The following is a 17,181-nucleotide window of genomic DNA, read 5'->3' on the forward strand; positions in this document are numbered from 1 at the left end:
TCCGATGTTCCTGGGTCCGTGAACCACGAAGGCCGCCATCCGGCGACCGGCGCGGCCCGTCGAGGAACGTCTGCGAAGGGCAGGCTCCTACACGAGATGGTGTCCCGCGCCAAATCCTGCATGGAGTTAATGAAAGGAAGTCGCCTCAGGCGTAAGCGGCCGCGATCCCCAGGAAGTCCGAGGCGACGAGGCTCGCGCCACCCACCAGCGCCCCGTCGACATTCTCGACCGCCATCAACTCGCGGGCGTTGCCGGGCTTGACCGAGCCCCCATAGAGGATGCGCACCTTCGCGGCTTCCGCCCCGATGAGCTGGCCGAGCATTTCGCGAAGCGAGGCATGGACCTCGGCGATGTCGGCGGGTGTCGGGGTCAGGCCGGTGCCGATCGCCCAGACGGGCTCGTAAGCGATGACCGTGTCGGAGGCCTTGGCACCTTTCGGCACGCCGATGGCGAGCTGCGCGCGGACGATGTCGAGGGTGCGGCCCTCTTCGCGCTCTTCCTGCGTCTCGCCGACGCAGATGATGCCGCAGAGGCCGGCTCGGCGGGCGCCGAGCGCCTTGGCATGGACGCCGTCATCGGTCTCGTGATGATAGGCGCGCCGCTCCGAATGCCCGACGATGACGTAGGTCGCGCCAAGATCGGCCAGCATCTCGGCGGAGATGCTGCCGGTGAAGGCGCCGCTGGCCTTGGCATGCAGGTTCTGTCCGCCGATGGACACGGCCGACCCGTAGACGGCCGCCACGCAGGACGAGATCAGGGTCGAGGGCGGGCAGATGAGAACGTCGATGCGAGAGGTGAGTTCGGGCGAGAGCCCGTCGCGGATGGCCTCGACCACCGGAACCGAACTGCGCAGGCCGTTCATCTTCCAGTTGCCGGCGATCAGCGGCCGCCGTCCCGACTTCGACATCGTATCCCTCGCGCTCAGATGATGCTGGTCCGGGTTCACCGGATCGTGAGCGGGGCCGTAACAGAGCCGACTTGCCGGCGCAAACATGGGCCCGTGGATTGCCCCGGCCTTTGCTGGGGCGAGCGGATGGTCTATCGCGGGCGGCTTGGAGCCGTGCCCCGGCACGCCATCACGACGGATTTTCGAACGTTCCGATGCTGCAGAACATGCGTAGTGCGAGCCAGCATTGGCTCGGCAAGATCATTCTCACGGTGGTCTTCACCTTCCTCATCGCCGGCGTCGCGATCTTCGGCGTGGAAGATTTCTTCCGCTCGAATTCCGCCACGACCGTGGCCACGGTGGGGAAGACGCAGATCACCTCGGAGGCAGTGCGCTCGGCCTACCAACTGCAGCTTCAGCGCTATCAGAGCCAGCTGCAGCGCAGTCTGACGCCCGATCAGGCCAGGGGCCTCGGTCTCGACCGGCAGGTTCTCTCGCAGCTGATCAGCGAAGCCTCCCTCGACCAGCAGGCCAAGGATTTAGGTCTCGTGATCCCCGATTCGGCGGTGCTGCGCGCGATCCAGGAGGAGCCGACCTTCAAGGGGGCCAACGGCTCCTTCGACCAGACCCTCTTCTTCCAGACGCTTCAACGCGCCGGCATCAACGAGGCGATGTTCGTGCGCGACCAGCGCGCCGCCGCCGGACGGCTCCAGATCGCCGAGGCCGTGGCCGCGGACATCCACGTCCCCGCCGCCCTGCGCGAGGCCGTGCATCGCTACACCACCGAGCGTCGCGCGGCGTCCTTCCTGATGCTGCCCCCGTCCGTGGCGGGCGACATTCCCGCACCGACGGACGAGGAGGTGAAGGCCTTCTACGACGAGAACAAGAGCGCGTTCCGCGCGCCCGACTACCGGGCTGTGACCCTTCTCGCCCTCGATCCGCAGGCAATGGCCAAGCCCGACGCGGTCACGGACGAGGACGTGCAGAAGCGCTACGACCTCGCCAAGGCGCAATACGGCACGCCGGAGCGGCGCACGATCCAGCAGATCGTGTTCCCCGACGAGGCCTCCGCCGAGGCGGCGCGCAAGGAAATCGAATCCGGCGAGAAGCCGTTCGAGGCCGTCGCCTTGGCGCGTGGCGTCGATGCGAAGGAACTGTCCCTCGGGAACCTGACGAAGGCCGAACTGTTCGACCCGGCCGTCGCCGATGCCGCGTTCGCGCTGGCGCAGAACAGCGTGAGCGCCCCGGTCAAGGGTCGCTTCGGTACCGTGCTCCTCCGCGTCACCGCCATCGAGCCCGAGACGCGCAAGCCCCTCGCCGACGTGGCGCCGGAGATCCGCAAGACGATCGCCCTCGAGCGCGCCAAGACCGCCGTCGAAAAGGACCACGACACGATCGAGGACGAGCGCGCCAACAGCAAGCCCCTGGCCGAGATCGCCAAGGAGCGGGGCCTCACCCTCGTGACGGTACCGGCGGTGAGCGCCCAGGGGGTAGACCCGTTGGGCAAGCTCGTCGACTCCATTCCGGATCGTGAGACGACGCTGCCGATCGTGTTCCGCTCCGAGATCGGGAGCGACACCGAGGCGCTTCGTCTCAAGTCGGGCGGCTACGTCTGGGTCGACGTCACCGGCATCGACCACGCCCATGACAAGCCCCTCGACCAGGTGCGCGATCAGGCCGCCGCCCAGTGGCGCGCCGCCGAGGTGGCCAAGCGCCTGTCGGAGAAGGCCCGCAGCCTGACCGAGCATCTGGACAAGGGCGAGGCTATCGACACGCTGGCGACGGAAGTCGGCGTGCAGGTGCAGACCTCCACGGACATCGCACGCAGCCAGGCCAAGGACGGCCTCTCGGCCGACGTGGTCAACCGCCTCTTCGCCGTCCCGGTGGACAAGGCCGTCTCGGTGGAATCCGGCGAGGCGCGCGTGGTGGCCAAGGTCACGGCGGCGACGATGCCCGCCTTCGTGCCCGGCAGCCCCTCCGACGAGGCGATCGCCAAGCGGTTCCAGGCGACCCTCATCGACGATATCCTCGGCGAGTACATCGCCGACGTTCAGAAGAGCGTGGGGATCACCGTCAACCAGACGGCGTTCCGGCGCGCGATCGGCGGCGAGTACTGAACCGACCATGTTTCAGGAGCCGGATTACGCCGCCTTCGCGGAAGCCTACGAGGCAGGGCGGCCGACCCTCCTCAACCTGACCCTGGTGGCCGATCTGGAGACTCCGGTCGCGGCTTTCCTCAAGCTGCGTGCGGTTCATACCGGGCCGGCCTTCCTCCTCGAATCCGTCGAGGGCGGTGCGGTGCGCGGCCGCTACTCGATGATCGGCCTCGACCCCGACCTCGCCTGGCGCTGCCGCGACGGCCGGCCGGAGATCGCGCGGGGCAGCGACCTGTCGGTATTCGCGCCCGATGACGCCTCGCCGCTGGCGAGTCTCCGGTCGCTCATCGCCGAGAGCGCCATCGGAGCCGATGACGGCACCGAGCTTCCCCCCATGGCGGCGGGTCTCTTCGGCTATCTCGGCTACGACATGGTCCGGGCCATGGAACGGCTCGGGGAGTCGAATCCGGATCCCCTCGGGGTTCCCGACGCGATCCTCGTCCGGCCGCGCGTCATGGTGGTGTTCGATGCCGTGCGCGACATCATCACTGTCGTCGGCCCGGTGCGACCGAGCGCGACTGTATCGGCGCGTTCGGCCTATGAGGGTGCCCTCGCCCGACTGGAGCGGGTGGCCGATGTTCTGGAGGGCCCGCTTCCGGTGGAATCGCGGATCGACCCCCGCTCCATCGCCCATCCCGAGCCGGTCTCGAACACCTCGCCCGACGCCTATCTCGACATGGTCGCGCGGGCAAAGGAGTACATCGTCGCCGGTGACGTCTTCCAGGTCGTCCTGTCCCAGCGCTTCGAGGCGCCGTTCACGCTGCCGGCCTTCGCCCTCTACCGTTCCCTGCGGCGGACCAACCCCGCCCCCTTCCTGTGCTACCTCGACTTCGAGGCGTTTCAGGTGGTGTGCTCGTCGCCCGAGATCCTGGTGCGGGTGCGTGAGGGTCGCGTCACGATCCGCCCCATCGCCGGCACCCGCCGGCGCGGCGCCACGCCGGCCGAGGACAAGGCTCTGGCCGAGGAGCTGCTGGCCGATCCGAAGGAACGGTCCGAGCACCTGATGCTGCTCGATCTCGGCCGCAACGATGTGGGCCGGGTCTCGCGCATCGGCAGCGTGACCGTGACGGGGTCGTTCTTCCTCGAATATTACAGCCAGGTCATGCACATCGTCTCGAATGTCGAGGGCGATCTCGACCCGAGCCACGATGCGCTCGATGCCCTCGCGGCCGGGTTTCCCGCGGGCACCGTCTCCGGTGCGCCGAAGGTCCGGGCTATGGAAATCATCGACGAGTTGGAGCGCGAGAAGCGCGGACCCTATGGCGGCTGCATCGGCTATTTCGGCGCGCGCGGCGAGATGGACACCTGCATCGTCCTGCGCACCGCCATCGTGAAGGACGGTCGGATGCATGTTCAGGCCGGCGCCGGCATCGTCTACGATTCCGATCCGGCCTCCGAGCAGCAGGAATGCGTGAACAAGGCGAAAGCCCTGTTCCGCGCGGCCGAGGATGCAGTGATGTTCGCCAGCCGGGCGCGTCGGGGGCAGTAAGGCTTCATTGGTTTCGGCGGGAGGCCAGCCAATGGCGCAGTTCCAGGCCCGCGAGGATAAGCGCCAGAACAATCAAAAAAGGGCCAATGAACAGATAGTTCACCGCGCCGCCCCAAAACAAAAGGTCGCTTTCCCAACCGAATGATATCTTGCGCCCCGGCAAAGCAAGTTGCAGACGTGCGATTATCCCGTCCGTTTCAGGCAGATCGCGAGAAATGACTGCCCCGAACTGATAATTCCCAGGCGCAAGCGCTATAGGTCTGGTGATAATCCTGTATATCTCCGTCTCGCTATAACCGTCTCTGCCAAAAGTACTCCCGTCGCCTGACGCCACGGTTTGTCCAGAGGGAGTGGATAGCGACCATTGTATGGGAACGTCTATTCCCGACGGTCGGGTCCGCTGTCCATCCTTTCCGAGAGGCGAGTATCGGCCGATTAGTGCCATCGCTTGCTTACGTGGGCGTGTGCCAATCGCAAACTTGAAGCTCAGTTCGTGAGGGCCCTCCATCCTAACCCGAATGGTTCGTTCCACTTGTCCGGCCGGTGAGAGCGAGATGGGCTCATCCAGAGGAGCGCTGGTTATCTCATTCGACCAAATTGCGAACCCGCTGAGCCAAATCACTAGAACGAGCAGCACCACAATCAGTGACCGGCGCCTTTGGAAGAAACGCGTCATATGCAGCAACTCGGCCCCGACGACGCCCGGCCAAGTCGGCCCGAGCCTTCCGGGGCACTCGGTGTAGAGCCACCGTCGTGAAGGATTACTCCCATGTTTCAGGGTTGGACGTCCATTTCGGATAGTCTGCGAACTCCGCTTGCATGTGTCCGTCGATATCGCATGATCACATCGCAAGGTGGGAGAGCGTGATGGCCGGGACCGAGATCGACGCCATCAGGGCTCTCCTCGCGGCCAGTCCACGGTCATCGAACCTCGCCGAGCGCCGCGAACGGCTCGACGGGTTCGGTGCACATTATCCCGTCCCGCACGATGTGACGGTCTTGTCTGTCGATGCCGGCGGGGTGGCGGCCGAATGGACCGTGAGCCCGGAGGCCGACCCGACCCGGGTCGTCTTGTTCCTGCATGGCGGGGGATACGTCTCCGGTTCGCTCAACAGTCACCGGCACATGATGGCCGAGACGGGCCGCACCGCCGGAGCGCGCACGCTGGCCCTGGATTACCGGCTCGCACCGGAACATCCGTTTCCCGCGGCCCTCGACGACGCCCTGGCGGGTTACCGCTTCCTGCTCGATTCTGGCGTCGCCCCCGGAAACATCGTCCTGTCCGGGGAGAGCGCTGGCGGCGGGCTCGCCGTCGCCACGGCCCTCTCGCTGCGTGATGCCGGCCTGCCGCTTCCGCGCTGTCTTTGGCTCATGTCGCCCTGGGTCGATCTGGAAATGACCGGCGCCAGCATGGCTACCAAAGCGGCGGTCGATCCCCTGATCCAGCGGGAATACCTGATGGAACTCGCCGAGGCCTATCGCGGAGGAAGGGATGCGGCGACCCCACTGATGTCGCCGCTCCACGCCGATCTGACTGGCCTGCCGCCCATGCTGATCCAGGTCGGCACCGCCGAGACCCTGCTGGACGATTCCCTTCGCCTCGCCGAGGTGGCCGCCTCGGCGGACGTCGCGGTGACGCTCCAAGTCTGGCCGCACATGATCCACGCCTGGCACATGTTCTATCCGCAGCTCGCCGAGGGGCGGCAATCGCTGGCGAGCGCCGGTGCCTTCATCCGCGCGCATCTGGTGCCCTGACCGGTGCAAGAGGCCGCTCGGGGCCGCATCGTCGTCGCCGCGTCCTGCCTCGGCATGCTCTGTCTCGGCGCCAACGGCACCGCGATCATGGCCGCCTTGCCGACGATGCGCAGGGACCTCGCTCTCAGCGAAATCGACGTGGAATGGGCGGTGAACGCCTATCTCCTGGCCTCGGCGGCTTTTATCATCCTCGGCGGCAAGATGGCGGACCGGACAGGCGCCGGCCGCGTCGCTCTTGCGGGACTCGCGCTCTTCACTCTGTCCTCCTTCGTCATCGCACTCGCCGGCTCGGCGTCCTGGGTCTTGGTCGGACGGGCGTTTCAGGGCGTGGCGGCCGCCTTCGCCGTTCCGGGAACGCTGACTCTCGTCGGCAAAGCGGTACCCGTCGAAGGGCGCGTGGCGGCGATCGGAGCCTGGGCCGGGTTCCTGATGCTCGGCTTCAGTCTAGGACCGCTGATCGGGGGCACACTCACCCACCTGTTGGAATGGCGCGACATCTTCTGGCTGAACGGCGCGGTGATGTTCGGCGGCGCCACCGGCATCGCTCTCTCTGCACCGCTGCGGGCGCCGCCGGGGAATGGCTCCCCTCCCCGCCTCGACCATGTCGGACTTGTCCTGCTGGCGATCCTGATGGTCGCCGCGATCGTCGCACTTCAAGGTATGCGGGTGATCCTTGAAGCGCCCGCGCGCTGTCTCGTCCCCGCCGCCGTGGCGATTGGATCCCTCGTCCTCTTCGTCAGGGCCGAGCGACGCCGGGACGCCCCCTTCGTCGATCTCCACGTGCTCGCACACCCCGCTTTCCTGCGCGCCACCGCGACCGGTGCGGTCGCCATGTTCTGCATTCTTCCCCTGCTGATGTTCCTCAACATCGATCTGCAGGGATCGGATGGGCTGGCACTCACCCCGGTGGAGGCCGGCCTCGCCACACTGCCGATGAGCGCCGGGTTGCTCGCCGTCTCGCTCTTCGCGCCGGTGCTGGTGCGCCGTTTCGGTGCGCGCCTGCCGATGATGGTGGCGATGCTGGCCATCGTCGGGGCGAGCCCGGTCGTGGCGCTGGCGGCCGAGGACAAGGCGCTCGTTCCACTCGCCATCGGGCTCCTGCTCATCGGAGCGGGCCTCGCATTGCCCTACGCCACGGCACCGCGTCTCGCCCTGGCCACCCTCCCCCCGGAGAGCGCGGGGCTGAGCTCCGGCCTCGTCAATGCCGGGACGTTCCTCGGGGGCAGCCTCGGCGTCACCATCAATGCACTCGCCTTCGCGACAGGCGGCCTCGCCGCCGTCATGGCGGTGATCGCGGGCGCCGGAGCCTTGGGCTTCGCAGTGTGCCGCGCCATGCCACCGAACGATCCGCATCGATGAGGCGCAAGGTCGAAAGGCTTGACCCTCCCCCCTCACCTCGTCACACGAGGGAGACCAAGAGAAGCGCGATCATGGCCAACGTCCTCGTCATCGACAATTACGATTCCTTCACCTGGAATCTCGTCCATCTCATCGGGCCGCTTTGCGGATCGATCGATGTTGTACGCAACGACCGGATCACCATCGACGAGATCCGCGAGCGCGCGCCCGACGCGGTGGTGCTGTCGCCCGGGCCATGCACGCCCAACGAAGCCGGGGTGTGCCTCGACGTGGTGCGCGACCTCTCCGGCGAGGTGCCGATCTTCGGGGTCTGTCTCGGCCTGCAGGCGATCGGGCAGGCCTTCGGCGGCGACGTGGTGCGCGCGCCAAAGCCGATGCACGGCAAGGTCTCGAGCATTACCCACAGGGCCACGGGGGTCTTTCGCGGTCTCAACGGCCCCTTCGATGCCACGCGCTATCACTCGCTCGTGGTGGAGCGCGCCGGGTGTCCCCAGGATCTCGTCGTCACGGCGGAAGCGGACGGGCTCATCATGGCGCTGGAACACGCCACGCTGCCGGTCCACGGCGTGCAGTTCCACCCGGAGAGTATCCTCTCGCATCACGGCTCGCAGATCCTGCTCAACTTCCTCGACATCGCCACCGCGTGGAACGCGGGACGTGACAAGCGCGGGTCCGGCGTGCATTGACGCATCGATCAACGCTGATTGACGCCTCCGAGCCATGGACACCTTCAAGCCGCTCCTCGCGAAAGTCGCGGCCGGGTCGAGTCTCGACCGGGCGGAGGCGCGCGCCGCCTTCGATGACCTGCTCTCCGGCGAGGTGACGCCGGTCCAGGCCAGCGCCTTCCTCATCGCCCTGAAGGTGCGGGGCGAAGCCGAGGACGAGATCGTCGGCGCGGTGGAGGCCATGCGGGCGCGGATGGTGCGCGTGGCCCCGGTGCCCGGCGCCATCGACATCGTCGGCACCGGCGGCGACCATTCGGGCAGCTACAACGTCTCGACTCTCGCCGCGATCCTCACCGCCGCCTGCGGCGTGCCTGTGGCCAAGCACGGCAACCGCGCGGCTACTTCGCGATCCGGCGCAGCCGATGTCCTCGTTTCCCTCGGCGTCAGGATCGGTCTCGACCCGGACGGGCTGGCCCGCTGCCTCGCGAAAGCCGGCCTCTGCTTCATGTTCGCCCAGACCCATCACGGCGCCATGCGCCACGTGGCGCCGGTCCGCTCCGAACTTCCGACGCGGACGATCTTCAACCTGCTCGGGCCGCTCTCGAATCCGGCCGGTGTCGAGCGCCAGCTTCTGGGTGTCTCTACCGAGGCCTGGGCCGAACCCCTGACGCGTGTGCTGGGCGAACTCGGCAGCACGCGGGTCTGGACGGTGCACGGGTCGGACGGGCTCGACGAGATCACCGTCACCGGGCCTACGCCCGTGGTCACCCTGGAGAACGGGCGGATCGGCCGTTTCACCATCGATCCGCGCGACGTCGGCCTGCCGCTCTGGACCCTCGAGGATCTGCGCGGCGGCGACCCCGACCATAACGCGCACGCGCTGAACGCCGTCCTCGCCGGCGAGCGCAACGCCTATCGCGACATCGGCGTTCTCAATGCGGGGGCTGGTCTTGTCGTCGCCGGTTCCGCACAGAATCTGGCGGAAGGCGTGGCGCGCGCGGCATCTGCCATCGATGACGGCGCGGCGAGAGCCACCCTTGCGCGCCTCGTCGCGGTCTCGAACACATGAAAGAGGCCCCGATGAGCGAGGCGAAACCCGTGGCGGACGTCGGTACGGCCCCGGCCACCACCGACCGGCGAGACGTGCTCGCGCGGATCGAGGCGTACAAGCGCCGCGAGATCGCCGAAGCCAAGCTGCGCGTACCCCTCGCGAAGCTGGAGAAACGCATCGAGAAGGTGGCTCCGGTTCGGCCCTTCGCCGATGCCATCGCTGCCCATATCGCGGAAGGGCGCCCCGCCCTCATCGCCGAGGTGAAGAAGGCCTCGCCGTCCAAAGGTCTGATCCGCGAGGATTTCGATCCCGCCACCCTTGCGGCGGCCTACGAGGCGGGAGGCGCCACCTGTCTCTCGGTGCTCACCGACACGCCCTCCTTCCAGGGCAAGCCAGAATACCTCACCGAGGCGCGGGACGCCTGTTCGCTGCCGGTGCTGCGCAAGGACTTCCTGTTCGAGCCGTACCAGGTGTTCGAGGCACGGGCCTGGGGCGCCGATTGCGTCCTGGCCATCATGGCCTGCCTCGATGACGACGAGGCCCTGGCCCTCGTCGAGACCGCACACGATCTCGGCATGGATGTGCTGGTGGAGGTGCATGACGATGAGGAGCTCGCCCGCGCCATTCCGCTGGGCACCCGGCTGCTCGGCATCAATAACCGCGACCTGAAGACCTTCGAGGTTTCCTTCGATACGGCGATCCGCGTGGCCAAAGGCGTGCCGTCCGACCGTATCGCCGTCGCCGAGAGCGGCATCACCGGCCATGCCGACGTCCTCCGCCTGGAGAAGGGCGGTCTCCGCACCATCCTCGTCGGCGAGAGCCTGATGCGGGAGGCGGACGTGACCAAGGCGACGAAGCGCCTCCTGTTCGGCAAGGCCGGCAAATGAGCGCGCTCACGCATCTCGATGCGGCGGGCGCCGCCAACATGGTCGATGTCTCCGACAAGGCCGCCACCTCCCGTACCGCCCGCGCCCAGGGCGTGGTGGTGATGCTGCCCGAGACCCTGCGCCTGATCCGCGAAGGCGATGCCAAGAAAGGCGACGTGATCGGCACGGCGCGGCTCGCCGGCATCATGGCCTCGAAGCGCACGCATGAGCTCATTCCGCTCTGCCATCCGCTGCTGATCTCCAAGGTCCGGGTGGAATGCGTGCCGGACGACTCGCTACCGGGCCTTCGCGTCACCGCCGAGGTCAAGGTGATCGGTCCGACAGGGGTCGAGATGGAGGCCCTCACCGCCGTCTCGGTCGCCTGCCTGACGATCTACGACATGGTGAAGGCCGCCGATCGCGGCATGCGGATCGAAGGCATTCACCTCCTTGCCAAGGACGGCGGAAAGTCCGGCTCGTACCGGGCCGAGGACGCCTCGTGAGCAAACTCATTCCGGTGGAGGAGGCGCTCGCGCGCATCCTCGCCAGTGCCGCCGAGCCGGTGGCGGCCGAGACGGTGGCGGTGGCCGAGGCTTTTGGCCGGACACTGGCCGAGGATGTGGCTGCCCTGCGCACGCAACCGCCCTTCCCGGCTTCCGCCATGGATGGCTATGCGGTGCGCGCCGGGGATGTCGCCACCGTTCCGGCGACCCTGAAGCTCATCGGCATGAGCGCGGCGGGCCATGGCTTTTCCGGCACGATCGGCCCCGGCGAGACGGTGCGGATCCTGACGGGGGCTCCGGTTCCGGCTGGAGCCGACACCATCCTCATCCAGGAGAATGCCGAGGTTTCGGACAACGTGGTCACGGCCATGGAGACGGTGGCCGCCAAACGCCATATCCGCGTTCCGGGCCTCGACTTTCAATCCGGTGATCCACTTCTGAAGGCAGGCGAAAGCCTGGATGCCCGCCGCCTCGCCCTCGCGGCGGCCGGCGGTCACGCGACCTTGTCGGTTCGCCGCAGGCCGCGCGTGGCGATCCTCGCCACCGGCGATGAACTCGTAGCGCCGGGCGAACCGGCCCGCTGGGACCAGATCGTCGCCTCGAATGGATTGGCGGTGGCGAGCCTCGCCCGCGAGGCGGGCGCCGAGCCGATCGATCTCGGCATTGCCGGCGACAGTCTCGCATCCCTCGAAGCGGCCCTCGGACGGGCGCGGGACGCGAAAGCCGATCTCCTCGTGACTCTCGGCGGCGCCTCGGTCGGCGATCACGACCTCGTCCAGGCGGCTCTGCATCGCGAAGGCCTCGAACTCGGCTTCTGGCGCGTCGCCCTGCGCCCCGGCAAGCCGCTGATGCATGGCCGCCTCGGGCCGATGATGGTCATCGGATTGCCGGGCAATCCGGTCTCCGCCGTGGTCTGCGGCCTGCTCTTCGTCGTGCCGGCGATCCGCGCCCTCCTCGGCGACCCCAAGGCCGGGGCCGACCGCAGCGAGCCGGCGATTCTCGGCGCCGACATGCCGGCCAACGATATCCGCCAGGATTACATGCGCGCCAGGGTGGAGGCCACGACGGACGGCTTTCCTACGGTCTTCGCCGAGACGCGCCAGGATTCCTCGATGCTTTCCGTGCTCGGCCAGTCCGAAGCGCTCCTCGTGCGCCCGCCCGGCGCCCCGGCGGCAAAGCGCGGCGACCCGTGCCGGATCATTCGCCTAGACCGGACGCTGCTCTGATCGACGCCTGCCGGTGATCGGCGCTAAGGACGGTCGCCCTCCGGTCCGAACGCGAAGTCGACGGCCTGTGCCACGATGGCCGGCTGGTAGGCATGCGGGCCGTCATACTCCACCGACGTCACGTCGTAGCCGGCCTCTTTCAGTTGCGCCGTATGCACCCTCGCACTGCGATCGATGGGGATCTGCTCGTCCCGTGTCCCATGCGAGAGGAAGATGCGCGGCGACCCGGATTGCAGGTGCACCGACAAGAACCCCGCCGACGACACGATGAGGTGGGTGACCACATGCCCATTGGCGAGGCCGGCGGAGAGGGCGTAACTGCCCCCATCCGAATGGCCGGCGAAGACGATGTGCAACGGATCGAGCATGAAGTGTGACGCCACGTCGGTCAAAGCGAGGTCGAGCCGTTCGCGGTCCGGCCCATGACCGCCGATGACGAGATCCCAGGTCGGGAACAGGGATTGCGGGGCAAGAAGCAGAAAGCCGCGCTCCGCCGCGTGCGCCTCCAGCATGGGCAGGATTTTTTCTGCGCTCCCGCCTCCGCCATGAAAGAGCACGACGAGCGGCGTCGGACGGCGCGGATCGATCCCCGGCGGAACGATCAGCACGGCGTCGCGCTCATCGAACAGGCCGAGGGGATGTCGGCCCGGCGGCATCGGTTCTCGGGTCGGGAGGCGATGCGCGAAAGTGAGCCGCCCAGCAAGTTGCGGATCGATCATGCGGTGAACCTCGCGGCGGCCTAGTCGTGATGCGCTATTCGGGCTTGGCCTCGGCCGCCGGCTTGATCTTCAATTGATCGATGATCCACAGCCAGCCGCCATCGTCCTGCAACCGCGCCGTCTCCACCGAGATCGTGCCGTTCGGCAGGCGCGCGAAGGTCATCGCGACTGACCCGTTACGGATGCTGGGCAGTGCCTCGGCGGCCGGGAACTCGGAGCGACGGGCGAGCAGGTCGGTGTAGAACGCGCGGATCTCCTGCTGCCCCGTCGCCACCACCTTGCCGGCGGCGAGCACGGCATCCGGTTCGTAGAGGGCGACCAATCCCTCCACGTCGCCGGCATTGGCCCGCTCGTGGAAGAGACGGGCAAGGTCTTCGGGTGATTGCGCGAGCGCGTGAGCCATGGCGTTTCCTTCCTCTTATTCGGCTATTTCAACAGCGTTCCGTCCGAGTCGCGCACCGCCACGGTGACGGGAATCCCGGCTTTGACGCTCTCGGATACGGTGCAGAAGCGCTCGAACTGTTCGAGGACCTGATCGAGACGCGGCATCGTACCGGCGGGGGCGCCAAGGGCGATCCCGACCTCGATCCCGCTGATCCTCAAGCGGCCCTCCGCATTGCGCTCCACACGAAAGCTCGATCGCGCGGCGAGTCCGGGGGCGTCCTGTTTGAACTTGCCCAGAGCGAAGACCAGGCTGGCACAAAGGCAGTTGGTGACGCCCGCGACCAGGATCTGCTCGGGGAAAGGCCCCTCCCCGCTGCCATAGGGCGGAGCCTCATCGACGGCGAGGTTCGGGAAGGCCTCCCCGAAATCGATCTCGAACCGATAACCCTCGATCTGCCTGATGGTGATGCTGCCGTCACTGCCCATGCGGGGGGGCTCCTCGAGGCTCGCGTGGCTGCCGCGCGCAAGGCGTGGCGGCAGGGCAACGACCGGGGAGCGAGGGCGAGTTCCATCTCATGCCCCACTTCTCCTCCCATGTTGACAGCCTGTGATCGTTGGCATACCAAATACCAACAGTAGACGCACAGAAAAAGCAAGTGCGCGGAACATCTCTCGGGCGGGGTTTGACCTGTCCGCGAAATGGAGGAAGCGATCACGATGATGCATTGCAGCATTCGCAACCGCAATATGTCTTGGGCTAGAGCCGGGCGTTCGATGACAACTTCCGGCTTGGCGGCACGGAGCCGCTGCGAAACGTTCCATCGCGCCTGACGGCCGGGCCGGCCGGCGAAGTCGATGAACACAGTGTCAATCGAAGACGCGAAGCAAGCCATGTCGGACCAAGCTGTTCCCGCCGGCATCGACATTTCGCAACTGGTGGAAGCCGCCGGAGATGCCATCGTCGTCTCCGATCCCGATGGGGCCATCGTCGTCTGGAACGCGTCGGCGGAGCGGATCTTCGGGTTCTCGTCATCCGAGGCGCTCGGCCAATCCCTCGATCTGATCACCCCCGAACGCCAGCGTCAGCGTCACTGGGATGGTTACGCCAAGACGATGCGGACCGGCATCACCCGCTACGGCACCGAGGTGCTGCGCGTGCCGGCGCTCCACAAGGACGGCCGATCGCTCTCGATCGCCTTCACCGTCGGCCTCCTCCACGGACCCGACGGCACGGTGACCGGTATCCTCGCCATCATCCGCGATGAGACCCGGCGCTGGAACGACGAACGCCAGATGCGCAAGCGTCTGAGCGAGCTCGAAAGCGCCGCCGCTTAAGTGGAGGCGCGCAGGTTTGAAGTTTTCGCCCGACTACGGGCCAACACGAGCTCCGGATCAGAACCGGACAGTCGAACTATCCGATCCATTATCGTTGCATGACGATCGAAAGGGAGAACGTCCAGATGAGCAAGCCGCTTGAAGGCACCAAGATCATCGATTTCACGCACGTCCAGGCGGGCCCCGCCTGCACGCAGCTCCTCGCCTGGTTCGGCGCCGACGTGATCAAGGTCGAGCGTCCCGGTTCCGGCGACGTGACGCGCAACCAGCTTCGCCACGTGGAGGATGCCGACGCGCTCTACTTCACCATGCTCAACTCCAACAAGCGTTCGCTGACGCTGGACACCAAGACCCCCGAGGGCAAGGAAGTCCTCGAGACCCTCATCAAGCAATCCGACGTCATGGTCGAGAATTTCGGCCCGGGCGCCCTCGACCGCATGGGCTTCTCCTGGGCGCGCATTCAGGAACTCAACCCGGGCATGATCCTGGCCTCGGTGAAGGGCTTCTCGGACGGCCACCATTACGAGGACCTGAAGGTCTACGAGAACGTGGCCCAGTGCGCCGGCGGTGCCGCCTCCACCACCGGTTTCTGGGACGGCCCCCCCACCGTGAGCGCGGCGGCACTCGGCGATTCCAACACCGGCATGCATCTCGCCATCGGCATCCTCACGGCGCTCCACCAGAAGAACAAGACCGGCAAGGGCCAGAAGGTCGCCGTGTCGATGCAGGATTCGGTGCTGAACCTCTGCCGGGTGAAGCTGCGCGACCAGCAGCGCCTCGACGCCCTCGGCTATCTCGAGGAATACCCCCAGTATCCGCACGGCGAGTTCACCGACGTGGTGCCGCGCGGCGGCAATGCCGGCGGCGGCGGCCAGCCCGGCTGGGTGCTGAAGTGCAAGGGCTGGGAGACCGATCCCAACGCCTACATCTACTTCACCATCCAGGGCCATGCCTGGGCCCCGATCTGCAAGGCGATCGGCCGTGAGGAGTGGATCGACGATCCGGCCTACAACACCGCCCGTGCCCGGCAGGACAAGATCATGGACATCTTCGGCACGATCGAAGAGTGGCTCGCCGACAAGACCAAGTTCGAGGCCGTCGACATCCTGCGCAAGTTCGACATCCCGTGCTCGCCGGTCCTGTCGATGAAGGAGCTCTCGGTCGATCCGTCGCTCCGCGCCAGCGGCACCATCGTCGAGGTCCAGCACCCGAAGCTCGGCACGTATCTCACCGTCGGAAGCCCGATCAAGTTCTCGGACATGCCGGTGGAGATCAAGTCGTCGCCGCTCCTCGGCGAGCATACCGACGAGGTCCTGCTCGACCTCGGCTACACCCAGCAGCAGATCGAGCGCCTGCATCAGGCGCACGCCGTCTGAGACGGATGCGCGGCGGCCCGTCCCAGGACGGGCCGTGGGACCGAACAAAACGGCGCGCCGCGAGGCGCGCCGTTTTCTTGTGGAGTGAGACCAGATCGACCCATCCTCATGGCCGCCCGTGACAGGGCTCGGCGATCGGCAGGCCCTGTCCGAGTGAAGGATCTACGTGCAGGAACCTGTGGCTTCCTGCCCCAACGACGTCCCCAAGTGCCGCAGGTCGGCGGCGAGGATCAAGCGATGGATCGGCGCGACCGGCACCATGTAGGCCCGGCCGAAGGCATTGCGGACGACGACCGACTAGGTGATCGTGAGACGATGACCGCAGGTCCCTAGACAGATCATAACGTCGAGGTGGCGATCCCGTGCGGTGAGGAGCAGCATGTCCGGGGCGCTGTGTTCCACAAGGAAGACATCCAGTCTGTCGCCCTCGCGGACATGCAGCCGTCGTTCTCCTGCAAAGCCGCCGATGGCCTTGACGCCGAAGCGTGCCGCGATCGCATCCCTCACGCGGAAGGCGAGCGCCAAGAGCGGTCGCGGCTCAGCTGAGACGACATCCCAGGCGTGGATCGGGGAGATCGCCGCGGGTAGGACGACCGACCGCGTGTCGTAGTCATCGCGTGGACGCGGAGGGCGGACCAGCGGGTCGGCAGCCACTCTCTCCCAACTCATCGCTGACTCGGCTTTAGCATATCCGGCGTGGAGAGTCGGGTCGGTTGATGGGCGGAACGGGCGCGACCTTGGCCATGCCGGGTCTGGTTGCCGTGCGGTCTATCCCCCGAAGGACGCGGTCCGGCCGTGCTGCCCTACGATGGGACGGGAAGCTGGGAGGCCGTGAGGTGGGGCGTCCAGCGCCGCCGCGTCTTTCTCTTCAGCCGCGAGTGCCTCGTAGGGGAGCCAACCGGCGAAAGGCTCCAAGGTGTCCGGCCCGGCCGGGCGGTACCAGCGCCAGATCTGCCGGGCCGCGCTCGGGGCGTACCAGCGGCCGGGGCGGCCCTCGGCCAGGATCGGGCCGAGGGTCAGGTGGTTGAGCCAGATCCGCTCGACAAGCTGCGGGGCCGTATGCATCGGGCGCCAGGTCGGCGGCATCGGACATCTCCTGCGGGGGCGATCACGGGAAGCTGAAACGGGCGCGGGGGCCAGGACTTGGCGTCCGGCCCCCGCGCTCTGTCATAGTCGGTGGCTCAGGCCGGGATCAGGCCGTGACCACGCGGGGAGCCGGCTTGGTCTCGTCGGAGACGGCCAGCGCCTGGGCCACCACCCGCTTGCGCCAGGGCTTGAGCACGCCGATGGCGAGGAGGGAAGCGAGGATGTTGGCGCCGGCCGCGACGAGGAAGACGCCGTCCCAGCTGTTGGTGGCCTGCTGGAGGTAGTTCGCCACGGGGACCAGGAGGGCCGCGGTGCCCTTGGCGGT

Annotated in this window: 18 protein-coding genes and 1 pseudogene; 11 read left to right on the plus strand and 8 right to left on the minus strand. The window is 67.2% G+C overall.

All coding sequences use genetic code 11. The features are described 5' to 3' along the window. Window positions 1-145: 145 nt before the first annotated feature. Window positions 146-907, minus strand: a complete 762-nt coding sequence (gene tpiA, locus FPV16_RS20175; protein ID WP_227440151.1) for a triose-phosphate isomerase — start codon at window positions 905-907, stop codon at window positions 146-148. A 194-nt stretch (window positions 908-1,101) separates the two neighbouring features. Here tpiA and FPV16_RS20180 point away from each other — a divergent pair, with 194 nt between their 5' ends. Then, window positions 1,102-3,003, plus strand: coding sequence for a peptidylprolyl isomerase (locus tag FPV16_RS20180; protein ID WP_319802258.1), 1,902 nt, complete (start codon window positions 1,102-1,104; stop codon window positions 3,001-3,003). Between the two features lie 7 nt (window positions 3,004-3,010). After that, window positions 3,011-4,531 carry an anthranilate synthase component I gene (gene trpE / locus FPV16_RS20185; RefSeq protein WP_227440153.1) on the plus strand — a complete coding sequence of 507 codons (1,521 nt, stop codon included), beginning with the start codon at window positions 3,011-3,013 and terminating at the stop codon, window positions 4,529-4,531. Between the two features lie 4 nt (window positions 4,532-4,535). Here the strand turns inward: trpE and FPV16_RS20190 are convergent, their stop codons facing one another. Next, on the minus strand, window positions 4,536-4,865 hold the full coding sequence (locus tag FPV16_RS20190) for a hypothetical protein (RefSeq protein ID WP_227440154.1): 330 nt from the start codon (window positions 4,863-4,865) through the stop codon (window positions 4,536-4,538). Window positions 4,866-5,398: 533 nt separating this feature from the next. Between FPV16_RS20190 and FPV16_RS20195 the strand changes: the two genes are divergently transcribed. From FPV16_RS20195 to glp, 7 genes are all read left to right on the plus strand, one after another. Continuing rightward, on the plus strand, window positions 5,399-6,286 hold the full coding sequence (locus FPV16_RS20195) for an alpha/beta hydrolase (protein WP_227440155.1): 888 nt from the start codon (window positions 5,399-5,401) through the stop codon (window positions 6,284-6,286). A gap of 3 nt (window positions 6,287-6,289) precedes the next feature. Continuing rightward, window positions 6,290-7,645, plus strand: coding sequence for an MFS transporter (locus FPV16_RS20200; protein WP_227440156.1), 1,356 nt, complete (start codon window positions 6,290-6,292; stop codon window positions 7,643-7,645). A gap of 71 nt (window positions 7,646-7,716) precedes the next feature. After that, a complete protein-coding gene (locus tag FPV16_RS20205) occupies window positions 7,717-8,331 on the plus strand; it encodes an anthranilate synthase component II (protein WP_227440157.1) in 615 nt (204 codons plus the stop codon). 34 nt (window positions 8,332-8,365) lie between these two features. After that, the gene (gene trpD, locus FPV16_RS20210) at window positions 8,366-9,379 is read left to right on the plus strand and encodes an anthranilate phosphoribosyltransferase (RefSeq protein ID WP_227440158.1); all 1,014 of its coding nucleotides are present in this window, start codon (window positions 8,366-8,368) and stop codon (window positions 9,377-9,379) included. Between the two features lie 11 nt (window positions 9,380-9,390). Then, a complete protein-coding gene (trpC, locus tag FPV16_RS20215; protein ID WP_227440159.1) occupies window positions 9,391-10,248 on the plus strand; it encodes an indole-3-glycerol phosphate synthase TrpC in 858 nt (285 codons plus the stop codon). After that, window positions 10,245-10,730, plus strand: a complete 486-nt coding sequence (gene moaC, locus FPV16_RS20220; protein WP_227440160.1) for a cyclic pyranopterin monophosphate synthase MoaC — start codon at window positions 10,245-10,247, stop codon at window positions 10,728-10,730. The genes trpC and moaC overlap by 4 nt, the downstream gene beginning before the upstream one ends. Then, on the plus strand, window positions 10,727-11,956 hold the full coding sequence (gene glp, locus FPV16_RS20225) for a gephyrin-like molybdotransferase Glp (RefSeq protein WP_227440161.1): 1,230 nt from the start codon (window positions 10,727-10,729) through the stop codon (window positions 11,954-11,956). The genes moaC and glp overlap by 4 nt, the downstream gene beginning before the upstream one ends. A 23-nt stretch (window positions 11,957-11,979) precedes the next feature. Here glp and FPV16_RS20230 read toward each other — a convergent pair whose 3' ends face one another. From FPV16_RS20230 to FPV16_RS20240, 3 genes are read right to left on the minus strand one after another with little or no spacing between them, the layout of a single operon-like run. Further along, a complete protein-coding gene (locus tag FPV16_RS20230; protein ID WP_227440162.1) occupies window positions 11,980-12,675 on the minus strand; it encodes an alpha/beta hydrolase in 696 nt (231 codons plus the stop codon). 34 nt (window positions 12,676-12,709) lie between these two features. Then, window positions 12,710-13,078, minus strand: a complete 369-nt coding sequence (locus FPV16_RS20235) for a YybH family protein (protein ID WP_227440163.1) — start codon at window positions 13,076-13,078, stop codon at window positions 12,710-12,712. Window positions 13,079-13,101: 23 nt separating this feature from the next. Beyond that, on the minus strand, window positions 13,102-13,545 hold the full coding sequence (locus FPV16_RS20240) for an OsmC family protein (protein WP_227440164.1): 444 nt from the start codon (window positions 13,543-13,545) through the stop codon (window positions 13,102-13,104). 405 nt (window positions 13,546-13,950) lie between these two features. Between FPV16_RS20240 and FPV16_RS20245 the strand changes: the two genes are divergently transcribed. Together FPV16_RS20245 and frc are read left to right on the plus strand one after the other, a co-directional pair. After that, window positions 13,951-14,394, plus strand: coding sequence for a PAS domain-containing protein (locus FPV16_RS20245; protein WP_227440165.1), 444 nt, complete (start codon window positions 13,951-13,953; stop codon window positions 14,392-14,394). Window positions 14,395-14,519: 125 nt separating this feature from the next. Next, window positions 14,520-15,770, plus strand: coding sequence for a formyl-CoA transferase (gene frc, locus FPV16_RS20250; RefSeq protein ID WP_027172399.1), 1,251 nt, complete (start codon window positions 14,520-14,522; stop codon window positions 15,768-15,770). 297 nt (window positions 15,771-16,067) lie between these two features. On the opposite strand, the gene FPV16_RS20255 is transcribed toward frc, so the two are convergent. From FPV16_RS20255 to FPV16_RS20265, 3 genes and pseudogenes are all read right to left on the minus strand, one after another. After that, the gene (locus tag FPV16_RS20255; RefSeq protein WP_319802259.1) at window positions 16,068-16,439 is read right to left on the minus strand and encodes a DUF2867 domain-containing protein; all 372 of its coding nucleotides are present in this window, start codon (window positions 16,437-16,439) and stop codon (window positions 16,068-16,070) included. 99 nt (window positions 16,440-16,538) lie between these two features. Beyond that, a complete protein-coding gene (locus FPV16_RS20260; protein WP_227440166.1) occupies window positions 16,539-16,856 on the minus strand; it encodes a hypothetical protein in 318 nt (105 codons plus the stop codon). Window positions 16,857-16,962: 106 nt separating this feature from the next. Next, window positions 16,963-17,181: pseudogene (locus FPV16_RS20265) on the minus strand (oxalate/formate MFS antiporter); the annotation flags it as partial.

The organism is Methylobacterium sp. W2 (genome assembly GCF_020662345.1).
GTDB lineage: Bacteria > Pseudomonadota > Alphaproteobacteria > Rhizobiales > Beijerinckiaceae > Methylobacterium.